The following is an 11,780-nucleotide window of genomic DNA, read 5'->3' as shown; positions in this document are numbered from 1 at the left end:
CCCACGAGCCCGCCCCCATGGCCACGACCGTCTCCCCCTTGGCACCCGCCGGCTTCCCGACGCTCCCGCCCGTGGCGGGCGTGCGCATCGCCACCGCCAACAGCGGCATCCGATACAAGGGCCGCGACGACCTGATGCTGGCCGTGCTGGACGAGGGCACGACGGTGGCCGGCGTGCTGACCAAGTCGCTGACCTGCTCCGCCCCGGTGATCTGGTGCCGCGACAGCCTGCCCCGCGGCTCGGCCCGCGCGGTCGTGGTCAACGCCGGCAACGCCAACGCCTTCACCGGCAAGGCCGGCGACGCCACCGTCCAGGCGACGGTCGAGGCCGCGGCGAAGATCGCCGGCTGCGCCACCGACGAGGTCTACGTCGCCTCCACCGGCGTGATCGGCATCCCGCTGGCCGCCGACGCCATCGCCAAGGTCCTGCCGGGCATGGTCCCGGCGCTGAAGGACGACTCGGCGGCGCTGGAGGCCGGTGCGCGGGCCATCATGACCACCGACACCTTCGCCAAGGGCTCGACCCGTCAGGTCGCCATCGGCGGGACGACGGTGACGATCAGCGGCTTCGCCAAGGGCTCCGGCATGATCGCCCCGGACATGGCGACGATGCTGGGCTTCCTCTTCACCGACGCGGCCATCGCCGCCCCGGCGCTGCAGGCCATGCTGTCGGAGTTCACCGAGCGCAGCTTCAACGCCATCACGGTCGACGGCGACACCTCGACCAGCGACACGCTGCTGCTGTTCGCAACCGGCAAGGCCGGCAACGCTCCGGTGACCGACGCCAACGCGCCGGAGCTGGCCGCGTTCCGCAAGGCGCTGGAGGAGGTGATGCTCGACCTCGCGCTGCAGATCGTGCGCGACGGCGAGGGGGCGACCAAGTTCGTCTCGATCACGCTGGTCGGCGCCGAGAACGACGTGGCGGCCAAGCGCATCGCGCTCACCGTCGCCAACTCCCCGCTGGTCAAGACCGCGCTGGCCGGCGAGGACGCCAATTGGGGCCGCATCGTCGCCGCCATCGGGCGGGCCGGCGAGCGGGCCGACCGCGATCTCATCAAGATCACCATCGGCGGCACGCTGATTTGCGCCGAGGGCATGGAGGTTCCGGGCTACGACGAGGCGCCGGTCGCCGCCCACATGAAGGGCCAGGAGATCGACGTGCACATCGACCTGGGAATCGGCACCGGCACGTCCCGCGTCTGGACCTGCGACCTGACCCACGGCTACATCGACATCAACGGCTCCTACCGGAGCTGAGGCCGGAGCCGAGACCGGACGTGGTGTCATGACCGGCGCGCCCCTGCCCGACCGCCTCGACACGGCGCGGCTGACGCTCCGCCCCTTCCGCCTGGAGGATGTGGAGCGTTTCGCGCGGCTGATCGGGGAGTGGGAGGTGGCGCGCTGGCTCGCCCGCGTGCCTCATCCCTACGGCCTGGAGGACGGGCAAGCCTGGGTCGCCCTGGCCGCCCGCAACCGGGCGGAGCGCGCGTCGCTCGACCTGCTGGCGGTCCGTAGGGACGATGGCCAGCCGGTGGGCGGCATCGGCGTGATCCTGGCGGACGGCGAGGTCGGCTACTGGCTGGGCCGGCCGCACCAGGGGATCGGCTATGGCGCGGAGATGCTGCGGGCCGTCGTCCCCGCCGCCTTCGCGCTGGGCCTGCCCCGCCTGTGGGCGCGGATCGCGCCGGACAACCACCGCTCCCGCCGCCTGCTGGAGACGGTCGGCTTCACGCCGCTCGACGATGGCGACCATGACGATGCCGACCATTACGAACTGACCGCCGGACGCTGGCGGTTCCTCACCCCGGAGACCGCGTGATGCCGGCCTGCTTCGACCCCTCCTCCACCCCGGCCCCCGGTTCCCTGCCGACCCTGCTGGTCGTCGCGGTCGCCCTGGTGGACGCCGACGGCCGCGTCCTGCTGGCCCAGCGCCCGCCCGGCAAGTCGCTGGCCGGGCTGTGGGAGTTCCCCGGCGGCAAGGTGGACCCGGGCGAGACCCCGGAAGCCGCGCTGGTCCGCGAGCTGAAGGAGGAGCTGGGCATCGACACGGCGGCGAGCTGCCTCGCCCCCTTCACCTTCGCCTCGCACAGCTACGAGAAATTCCACCTGCTGATGCCGCTGTTCGTCTGCCGCGTCTGGGAGGGCGACGTGACGGCGCGGGAGGGGCAGAAGCTCGCCTGGGTCTACCCGAACCGCATGGGCGACTATCCCATGCCCCCCGCCGATGTGCCGCTGGTGGCGATGCTGCGCGACCTGCTGTAGCCGGCCGAAGAGGGCCACGGTTTCTCCCGCATCGCGCGACGCGCCACCCTTGTCCCCATACTCTTTCCGGATTGCGGCTTCACGAATCGGGCGATCTGTGCCACATCATAGCCGTTGGGTTCGTGATCGCATCCCGGCCACCGGATTTTGACCCGAACACCAGATTCCAAATCGTCCAGAAACGGACCCGCTTCTGAACCGCATCGGCGTGGACTCGCTCTTCAATTTCAAGGCCCCCCCGGCGGAGCCGGCCCAGGACCCTGACGGCAACCCCGCCCTGGAGGTGCTGCGGTCGGTCTTCGGCTATTCCGCCTTCCGCGGGCAGCAGGCCGACATCATCGCCCACGTCATCCGTGGCGGCGACGCGCTCGTCCTCATGCCCACGGGCGGCGGCAAGTCGCTGTGTTACCAGGTGCCGGCGCTGGTGCGCGACGGCGTGACGGTGGTGGTGTCGCCGCTGATCGCGCTGATGCGGGACCAGGTGACGGCGCTGCGCGAGCTGGGCGTGCGGGCGGCCTTCCTCAACTCCTCCCTCGACGCCGCCGAGGCGCGCGAGGTGGAGCGGGCCATGGTCCGCGGCGAGATCGACCTCGTCTATGTGGCGCCGGAGCGTCTGGTCACCCCGCGCTTCCTCGACCTGCTGGACCGCACCAGGCTCGCCCTGTTCGCGCTGGACGAGGCGCATTGCGTCAGCCAGTGGGGCCACGACTTCCGGCCCGAATATCTCCAGCTCTCCATCCTGCACGAGCGGCACCCGACCGTGCCGCGCGTCGCGCTGACCGCCACGGCGGATGCGCAGACCCGCGCGGAGATCAAGGACAAGCTGGGGCTGACCGAGGCCCGCGTCTTCCTGTCCAGCTTCGACCGGCCCAACATCACCTACCGCGTCGTCCCGAAGAAGAGCGAGCGCCAGCAGATGCTGGCCTTCCTGCGGGAGAACCACCCCGAGGACGCCGGCATCATCTATTGCATGTCGCGGGCGAAGGTGGAGGACACCGCCAACTGGCTGAACCAGCAGGGGCGGGAGGCGCTGCCCTACCACGCCGGCCTGCCGCCGGAGGTGCGCGAGGCGAACCAGGACCTGTTCATCAAGGGCGAGGGCATCGTCATGGTGGCGACGGTGGCCTTCGGCATGGGCATCGACAAGCCGAACGTGCGCTTCGTCTGCCACCTCGACCCGCCCAAGAGCCTGGAGGCCTATTACCAGGAAACCGGCCGTGCCGGGCGCGACGGCCTGCCCGCCGACGCCTGGATGAGCTACGGCATGGCCGACGTGGTCGGCCTGCGCCAGATGCTGGAGCAGTCGGAGGCCGGCGATTCCCACCGCCGCGTCGAGCGCTCCAAGCTGGAGGCGCTGCTCGGCTTCTGCGAAACCTCGGCCTGCCGCCGCAAGGTGCTGCTGAACTATTTCGGCGAGACGCTGGAGGCGCCCTGCGGCAACTGCGACACCTGCCTGGAGCCGGTCGAGACCTGGGACGGCACCGTCGCCGCGCAGAAGGCCCTGTCGGCGGTCTACCGCACCGGCCAGCGCTACGGCGCCGGGCACCTGATCGACGTACTGCTGGGCAATTCCACCGAGAAGGTGGCGCAGCAGGCCCACGACGCGCTGAAGACCTTCGGCTGCGGCAAGGAGTTGTCCAAGGCGGAATGGCAATCGGTCTACCGCCAGCTCGTCGCCGCCGGCTACCTGACGGTCGATCTGGAGGGTTATGGCGGCTTCCGCCTGACCGACGCCGGCATCCCGGTCATCAAGGGCCAGCAGACGGTGAAGCTGCGCAAGGACCCGGTGGTGGAGAAGCGCCGTGGCGTCCATGACGCGCTGCGCCGCCACGTCTCCCGCGGCGGTTCCTCCCCCTCCGGCGGCCTGTCGGGAGAGGGCGTGTCGCGGGCCGGTGCGCGCGGCGCCCTGTCGCCCGCCGACGACGCGCTGTGGCACGCGCTGAAGGACTGCCGCACCGAGCTGGCCCGCGCGCAGGGGGTGCCGCCCTACGTGATCTTCCACGACAGCACGCTGCTGGAGATGGTCGCAACGCGCCCGACGGACCGCGCCGCCTTCGCCCGCCTGCCCGGCGTCGGCGCCCGCAAGCTGGAGCGTTATGCCGACCCCTTTTTGGACGTCATCCGCCAGAAAGGATAATTTTATCCATCTCCCAAAAAAGCGCTTGCGCCGGTCCGCCCCCCCGGTTAATTTCCGCGCCCACGACGCACTGACGTCGGCGCCGCAGTAGCTCAGGGGTAGAGCAACTGATTCGTAATCAGTAGGTCCGGGGTTCAAATCCCTGCTGCGGCACCAGTTTTCCCACCGATGCTTCCATCGGTTTCCCACACAGGGCCCGTCATCGGGCCCTGTGTTGGTTTTTGGGTGATCGAAACGAGAAAGCAGAGTTGGCTCTCAGGGAACACAGAACCTTCTCATGATTCCATTCCGAATCATGCGATGCGCCAACGGGGAATATCGTTGCTTTTTTCGTCTTGCAGCTGCACCGAGCAGGAATATCGCATTCCTTTCGGTGCCGATCTGTGCCATATCGCGTTAAGAGCTCCGCTTAACCGAGCCGTTTTCGGGAGGATGCCATGTTCCCAGAACTGATCCAGGCGCTGGTGTTGTTCGTATTGGGCTGCTTTGCCGTGTCTTGCATCGCGTTCGGTATAAAGCTGCTTCGAGCCGACGGCCATGAGTATGCTCGCAACCGGGATCGTACGGGAAGTATTCGAAAAGCCCTGCGCGGTGAGATCGAAACCGTTTTCGACGGGGCTCGTGACTATCGAGTTTCCGCAGGCATAGCTGTTGATTGTCGAACCAACAGCTGGGTCGAGCAAGGTCGGCTGTCTGAGGAAGCCATTTCAGCATCCCTCCGGCCTGCAAGGTCGTAATCGTATAACGACTTGAGCTCTCAAACCACTCCACCCAAGGCTCCGCTCCCTTCGGAAGGCGAAATCTTCCGAAGGGAAACTGCTGCTTACTCACATCGTTTTCGAGGTTGGATACCGGCAGTTAGTGGCCGTCTATCGTTCCGGGCGTTTGGACAAACATCCTTTCCAACGAAGGCTGTTTCAGTTTACCGCTCTGATGGTAAAAATAGCTATATTGTTTGCCATCAGAAACGGAATGCATCTGATGTTGTTCTCCCATTCAAGTCAGCTCTCTCACCTCTTATGCTGAAATTGAAAGGCGACTTTCATTTTGTATGCATTTCTAGAACATCCCATGGGACAGATAGGTCACAAGAGTTTTTGGAAGGCCATTTATTGATCTTCGAGAATGATGAAGTTTGGGAGAGATATGCGCTTAATATAGTGACTGAGCTTCAGGCGCACATCAGGCAGTATCGCAATTATTCTCTTGCCGAGACATTAGACCGGTTTGCAAAGGCAAAATACGATGCAGCCATCAGGAGGATTTACTCACTTTCTAGTTTTAATGCACAATTCTCATTGTCCCGCACAGGCAGCACAACTATAGCCATCCCAGATGATCCCAAAACTTCATCTAACGCCCCCTCCCTGCCAAAAGATAAGCCTACAAGAGCACATATGATGCACCTGATGGCTGCTCAGTTGTTCTTTTTCTTACGCGACATAGGTCACCGCCATCAACACCATGACCCCAAAACTGACACTATTTCGGATCTGCATCGCGTCCAAAAAAACGATGACGACTTTACATGGAGACTAAATACACTTTATTCTATGTATCGGAAGGTTATTGACCTTAAGCGTGCGCCTCACAGCGACACCCTTGCAAATGCTATGGGTGTTATCGCCTACGCTGAAACGTTTGAGAAGATTTGCAGAGAGGAGTTGGGTGAAGTAAAATCCAAAGACCTTCCCACATATTATAGCACCCAAACAAAAGATAGCATAACAGCAGCAAAGTCAGCACTTGAACTTAGCTATGCTGAATATGTTCGCAAGCGCGATGGTAGGCGCGGCCTGCTGATAAGTGTGCTGGGAGCTGTGTTTGCCTTTGTGGCGCTCCTTAGTTTGGCAAAATCTGAAAGGGAAATATTAGCCCACCCATACTTAGTGAAAATTGCCGAATTCATGCTTACATACCCATTTCATTCAGTGTTTGCAATTACTCTGCTCTATTTTGCTTATAGCACAATAACATCTATCGGAGACCCAAAAGCCCCCGCACTATTTAGAAGAACGTTGCGACTTTTTCATTCAACTAACAGGTACCTACAGGCACTTGCTTGGTTTGTGTTGGCTGCCCTGAGCATAGTGGTTAGTATTTGGGTATGGAATTGGAACATCTGAGCTTATTTTCATAAACCCATTATAGGTTTTCCCTTTCTTTTCTGGCGCTCTCGCTTCTTCTGAGCCGCCAAAGCCATTCGATCATCAGGTCTTACATAGACCGCAACCACTGCTCTGCTTTTATGGCCTGTAATAGCGCGAATTTCGTCGTCGGTGGCGCCGGCCGCGCCCTAAGGCCCTGGAAGGTAACGCCTTCCGGGGCCTTTCCATATGTGGCATGACTCATCGCGCCCTTTTCCCAGCACGGCCGATGTCCCAACCGTCTCCCCTCACCGACCTCGCCGCCGCGTTGCGCCGACCCGTAATGAGCGGGCAGGACCTGAAGGCCATCGAAACCCTCTGCGCGGCCTTTCTCGACCGGCCCAAGGCCGAGCGGGCGCGGGCGGCGCGCGAGTTGCCCCGGCTGGCGCGGGGAGCGGACACCGTCCTGCTGCTGTCGGTCATGGCCGCCGTCTCCGGCGACCTGCGCTATTACGACGAGCTGCTCGACGCGGTGGAGGCCAACATCGCGCAGTCCGGGCTGGAGGGGCTGCTGCACATCCACGCCGGCATCGGGCGCCAGCTCTTTTTGATGCGCATGACCCCGGCGAGCCGCCCCGGCTTCTTCGAAGAGCGGCAATTCCCCTTCTACCGCCGCATCCTCGACGAGATCCGCCGCCGTCAGGCCATCATCCCACCCGCCCGCCGGGCCGGGGGAGCGGACACAGGGCGGGTCGTGCTGGTGACCAACCAGTTCCTCTCGCTGCGCCACCAGCCATCGCGGGACCTGCTGTCCTACGCCGCCCTTCTGGAAGACCGCTGCGGGCGGGAGGTGGTGATCCTCAACACCAACATCATGCCGACGGAGGTGCACAGCCTGTTCGTGCCCTCCTTCGCGGCGTCGGTGGAGCCCGCCTTCTCCGGCGATCAGAGGGTCGAGGCGGACGGGCGCGCCTACCGGATGCTGTCCTCGGTCGAGCCCTGCGTCAGTCCCGGAAAGATCGCCTGGTTCCTGGAGGCCATCGCGGCCGTCGATCCCGACGCGGTGCTGTCGCTCGGCGGGTCCTGCGTCGTCGCCGACCTGATGGCCGGGGTGCGCCCCACCCTGTGCATCCCCACCACCAGCGGGGCCACCCTGTCGCTGGCCGACATCGTGCTGGATTTCGGTGGCGGCGCGGCGCCCGACCAAGGGCCGCTGGCCCGCTCCTGGCGGCCCTTCCGCTTCCTGCATTCGCTGGCCGGGGCCACCCCAAGGAAAGAAGGATCGCGCGCCGCCTTCGGGCTAGAGGACGACGCCTTCGTCTGCGCCGTCGTCGGCAACCGGCTGGACGATGAGGCGGACGGCGCCTTCCTCGCCATGCTGGAGGCGCTGTTCGACCGCGTGCCGCGCGCCGTCGCCGTCTTCGCCGGACACGCCGACGCCCTGCCCCGGCGGCTGGCCGCCTCGCGCCACGCCGGGCGGCTGCGGTGCCTGGGCTATGTGTCGGACATGGGCGCCCTGCTGGCGGTCTGCGACGCCTATGTGAATCCGCGGCGGACCGGCGGGGGCGCCAGCGCCGCCGAGGCCCTGGCCGCCGGGGCGGTGCCGCTGTCGCTTCCCGGCGGCGACGTCGCCAGCGTCGTCGGCCCGCGCTTCGTCCATCCCGACTATGGCGCTTTCGTCGAGCAGCTGGCCCCCCTGGCCGCCGATCCCGCCGCCCTGGCCGCCGCCGCCGCGGAGGCCCGCGTCCAAGGGTCGCGGCGCGCCGGGCCGGAGGAAGCCGCCGCCGCCCTGTCGCGCCATCTCGACGAGGCGGCGGCGCTGTTCCGCCACCGGCGTCCGTTGGAGGCGTGATCCGGGCGACCTGATCCGGGCCGCCGCCGTCAACCGCTTTATCGCACAGGCGGAGCAAACTCCCGGCTTGCTTTGGCGCCGGTGCCTTTCCAATATTCCGCGCTCCCCGACCGGGCGTCCGCTGGGACGCCACGGCGGGTGTCTTATTTTCTGCAACGAGGACCTTTTCATGCGCGCCTTCGACGGCCAGCATTCCGACAACGTCGCCATCAAGCGCACGCGGGAGCAGAAGCAGCTTCAGCTCCAGCAGTTGAAGGAGCAGCTCGCCACCCTGAAGTCCCACGCGGCCCCGGCGATCCGTGAAGCGCTGGTCAAGCGCATCGCCGAGCTGGAGGTGGAGATGCGCCAGCCGCCGAAGCCGCCGCGCGAAGGCCGCGGCGACGGTCCCCGTGGCGAGGGGCGCGGTCCTCGTGGTGATGGTCCCCGTGGTGACGGTCCCCGCGGCGACCGGCCGCGCCGTGAGGGCTTCTCCCGCAGCGAGAGCTTCCGGTCGGACGGCCCGCGCGGTGACGGCCCCCGTGGCGAGGGTTCCCGCGGCGACGGCCCCCTGTCGCCCTTCGCCTCCCCGCGCCGCCGCGGCTGAGCCGCGGACCCCGCCTTGACGCGTCCAGCCCGATGAGCCGCCAGCCGTGAGCGAAAACGCCACCCCCGCCCGTCGCCGCCTGTTCGATCAGGCCTGGCTCCTGATGATGTTGCCGCCGCTGTTCTGGTCCAGCAACGCCGTCCTGGGCCGCGCTGTGTCGGGCGAGGTGCCGCCGGTCGGGCTGGCCTTCTGGCGCTGGACGCTGGGGATGCTGCTGGTGCTGCCCTTCGCGTGGCGGCACCTGCGGCACGACGCGCGGGCGCTGGCCAAGCAGTGGCCGGTCGTGCTGCTGCTGTCGGCGCTGGGCATCGCCGTCTTCAACACCTTCCTCTATGTGGGGCTGCACACCACCACGGCGCTGAACGCGGTGATGATGCAGTCGTCCATGCCGGTGCTGATCGTGCTGATGAGCCTGGCCCTGTTCGGCGACCGGGTGACCCCGTTGCAAGGGGTGGGCATCGCCGTGTCGCTGGCCGGCGCCCTGACGCTGATCGCGCGGGGCGACCCGGCGGTGCTGATCGGGCTGCAGCTCGCCGCCGGGGATTTGTGGGTGCTGGCGGCGGTGCTCGGCTACGCCGCCTACACCGCCCTGCTGCGCCGCCGCCCGGCGGTGCATGGCCTCAGCTTCATCGCCGTCACCTTCGCGGGCGGGGCGGCGATGCTGCTGCCCTTCTACCTGTGGGAAAGCGTCGGCGGGAACCCCATGCCGATCACCCCGACGGCGCTGGGGGCGGTCGCCTATGTGGCGCTGTTCCCGTCGATCGCCGCCTATCTCTGCTTCAACCGCGCCGTGGCGCTGGTCGGCGCCAACACGGCGGGAATGTGCATCCACCTGATGCCGGTGTTCGGAAGCGTCCTCGCCATCCTGTTCCTCGGCGAGCAACCCCACCTCTACCACGCCGCCGGCATCGGCCTGATCGCGGCGGGCATCCTGCTGGCCACTCGCCGCAACAAGGCATAAAGGCTACAGGTAGCCGAGCTTCCGGGGCAGCCAGAGCGCCAACTCCGGCACGAAGGTCACCAGGACCAGCGCGCCGAGCATCGCCGCGACCATCCACAGCACCCAGCGCACGGTCGATTCCATGCTGATGCCGGCCACACGCGTGGTCACCATCAGGTTCACCGCCATGGGCGGGGTGAACTGGCCGATGGCGAGATTCATGGTCAGCATCACGCCGAACCACACCGGGTCCCAGTGGAAGGCGGTCATGATCGGGGTCAGCAGCGGCAGCAGGATCAGGAAGATCGACACCGCGTCCAGCACCATCCCCAGCGCCAGCAGCGCCACGTTCAGCAGCAGCAGGACGAGAACCTCGCTGCCCACTCCTTCGATCGCCATGGCGGCGACCCGGTCGAAGGCGCCCATGGTGCTGCCCGCCCAGGCGAAGACGCTGGACAGCGCGATGATGAGCAGAACCACGGCGGACATCTCCGCCGCCTCGGCCAGCACTTCGTACAGCTCGCGCCAGGTCAGGCTGCGGTAGACGAAGACGCCGACGGCCAGACCGTAGAAGACGGCGACCACCGCCGCTTCGGTCGGGGTGAAGGCGCCGGTGCGCAGCCCGCCCAGGATGATGACCGGGGCCAGCAGACCCCAGATCGCCTGCCGCAGGCTGCGCCAGAAGGGCGGGCGCGGCCCGGCGTCCTTCAGGCCGAAGCCGTGCTTGCGCGACAGCCAGATCGTCGGGGCCAGCAGCGACAGGCCGGCCAGGATGCCGGGAACCATCCCCGCCGCGAACAGCGCCGGCACCGACGCCTGCGGGACCAGGACGCTGTAGATGATGAAGGCGACCGAGGGCGGGATCAGGATGGCCGTCGCCGCCGCCGCCGCGATCACGCTGGCCGAGAAGGCCTTGGGATAGCCGGCCTTGTGCATGGACGGGATCATCACCGTGGCGACCGCCGCCGCGTCGGCGGGGCCGGAGCCGGAGATGCCGCCCATCACCATGCAGACGAGGATCGCCACCACCGCCAGCCCGCCGTTCTTCGCCCCCACGATCGAGGACGCGAAGGTGACGAGCTGCTTGGCGACGCCCGCCCGCTCGAAGATCAGGCCGGCCAGGATGAAGACCGGGATGGCCAGCAGCGGGTACTTGGCGATGCCAGCGTAGACGTTGGTCGGAACCGACAGGATGCCGAGCTGCGCGTCCAGGATCGCCAGCGACCCCGCCAGCCCCAGGGCCACCGCCAGCGGCGCGCCGATCACCAGCAGCAGCAGGAAGCCGCCGAACAGAATCGTCAAGGCCATCAGGCGGTCCCCTTCGCCGTGCGGATCAGGCGCCCGATCACGCGCAGGGCGACGACCGCCGACAGCAGCGGAAGCCAGGCCGTGTAGAGCCACTGCGGGTTGCCCAGACCGGGCGAGGTTTCCTCGAACCGCCACTGGTCGTAGGTCAGGCGACCACCGTACCAGACCAGCAGGCCGAACATGGCGAGCGCCGCCGTCCAGGCCACCAGCTCCGTCACCCTGCGCAGGGACGGCGGCAGCTTGTCGGCGATGAAGGTGATGCGGATGTGCCGGTCGGCGGCGGCGGCGACGGCGGACCCGAACAGCGTCATGACCACCAGCAGGAAGATCGAATATTCCTCGGTGAAGGCCAGGGACACGTCGGTCAGGTAGCGAGTCACGACGTTGGCGAAGGTGACGAGGCACAGGGCGGCCATGGACAGAGCGGCCAGCGAACGCTCCAGCGTCACCGGCACCCGCGTCTTGGGCTGCTCCGTCGCCATGCCGGCTTCCAGCAGATCGTTGTTCATCGGGAAATCTCGAATTGGGAACCGGTTGCCCCCACCCTCCCGCTTCGCGGGTCCCTCCCTCCCCCGCTGTCGCAGGGGAGGGCGAATTTCCCTCCCCTGCGGC

Annotated in this window: 11 protein-coding genes and 1 tRNA gene; 9 read left to right on the top strand and 3 right to left on the bottom strand. The window is 66.6% G+C overall.

Going from position 1 to position 11,780, the window contains the following annotated elements:
• Positions 1-17 precede the first annotated feature (17 nt).
• From argJ to DXK32_RS30620, 5 genes are all read left to right on the top strand, one after another.
• Positions 18-1,256, top strand: a complete 1,239-nt coding sequence (gene argJ, locus DXK32_RS30640; protein ID WP_114861957.1) for a bifunctional glutamate N-acetyltransferase/amino-acid acetyltransferase ArgJ — start codon at positions 18-20, stop codon at positions 1,254-1,256.
• Between the two features lie 28 nt (positions 1,257-1,284).
• Positions 1,285-1,818, top strand: a complete 534-nt coding sequence (locus DXK32_RS30635; protein ID WP_114861956.1) for a GNAT family N-acetyltransferase — start codon at positions 1,285-1,287, stop codon at positions 1,816-1,818.
• Entirely contained in the window at positions 1,818-2,261 is a 444-nt protein-coding gene (locus DXK32_RS30630) for a (deoxy)nucleoside triphosphate pyrophosphohydrolase (RefSeq protein WP_114861955.1), read from the top strand. The genes DXK32_RS30635 and DXK32_RS30630 overlap by 1 nt, the downstream gene beginning before the upstream one ends.
• 208 nt (positions 2,262-2,469) lie before the next feature.
• Positions 2,470-4,398, top strand: a complete 1,929-nt coding sequence (gene recQ / locus DXK32_RS30625) for a DNA helicase RecQ (RefSeq protein WP_114861954.1) — start codon at positions 2,470-2,472, stop codon at positions 4,396-4,398.
• Between the two features lie 81 nt (positions 4,399-4,479).
• Positions 4,480-4,554: transfer RNA gene (locus tag DXK32_RS30620), tRNA-Thr, on the top strand.
• 137 nt (positions 4,555-4,691) lie between these two features.
• Here DXK32_RS30620 and DXK32_RS32475 read toward each other — a convergent pair.
• Positions 4,692-5,081 carry a hypothetical protein gene (locus tag DXK32_RS32475; RefSeq protein ID WP_162801425.1) on the bottom strand — a complete coding sequence of 130 codons (390 nt, stop codon included), beginning with the start codon at positions 5,079-5,081 and terminating at the stop codon, positions 4,692-4,694.
• Positions 5,082-5,510: 429 nt separating this feature from the next.
• Between DXK32_RS32475 and DXK32_RS32470 the strand changes: the two genes are divergently transcribed.
• From DXK32_RS32470 to DXK32_RS30605, 4 genes are all read left to right on the top strand, one after another.
• On the top strand, positions 5,511-6,524 hold the full coding sequence (locus DXK32_RS32470) for a hypothetical protein (RefSeq protein ID WP_162801424.1): 1,014 nt from the start codon (positions 5,511-5,513) through the stop codon (positions 6,522-6,524).
• Between the two features lie 250 nt (positions 6,525-6,774).
• Positions 6,775-8,337, top strand: a complete 1,563-nt coding sequence (locus tag DXK32_RS30615) for a glycosyltransferase (protein ID WP_162801423.1) — start codon at positions 6,775-6,777, stop codon at positions 8,335-8,337.
• A 169-nt stretch (positions 8,338-8,506) separates the two neighbouring features.
• A complete protein-coding gene (locus DXK32_RS30610; RefSeq protein WP_114861952.1) occupies positions 8,507-8,920 on the top strand; it encodes a hypothetical protein in 414 nt (137 codons plus the stop codon).
• A 46-nt stretch (positions 8,921-8,966) separates the two neighbouring features.
• Entirely contained in the window at positions 8,967-9,881 is a 915-nt protein-coding gene (locus tag DXK32_RS30605; RefSeq protein ID WP_114861951.1) for a DMT family transporter, read from the top strand.
• A 3-nt stretch (positions 9,882-9,884) separates the two neighbouring features.
• On the opposite strand, the gene DXK32_RS30600 is transcribed toward DXK32_RS30605, so the two are convergent.
• The gene (locus tag DXK32_RS30600) at positions 9,885-11,168 is read right to left on the bottom strand and encodes a TRAP transporter large permease (RefSeq protein ID WP_114861950.1); all 1,284 of its coding nucleotides are present in this window, start codon (positions 11,166-11,168) and stop codon (positions 9,885-9,887) included.
• On the bottom strand, positions 11,168-11,677 hold the full coding sequence (locus DXK32_RS30595) for a TRAP transporter small permease (protein ID WP_247877421.1): 510 nt from the start codon (positions 11,675-11,677) through the stop codon (positions 11,168-11,170). Before DXK32_RS30595 ends, DXK32_RS30600 begins: the two co-directional genes overlap by 1 nt.
• Positions 11,678-11,780 lie beyond the last annotated feature (103 nt).

This window comes from Azospirillum brasilense, assembly GCF_003349955.1.
GTDB lineage: Bacteria > Pseudomonadota > Alphaproteobacteria > Azospirillales > Azospirillaceae > Azospirillum > Azospirillum brasilense_B.
This window is presented reverse-complemented; position numbering and strand designations above follow the sequence as displayed.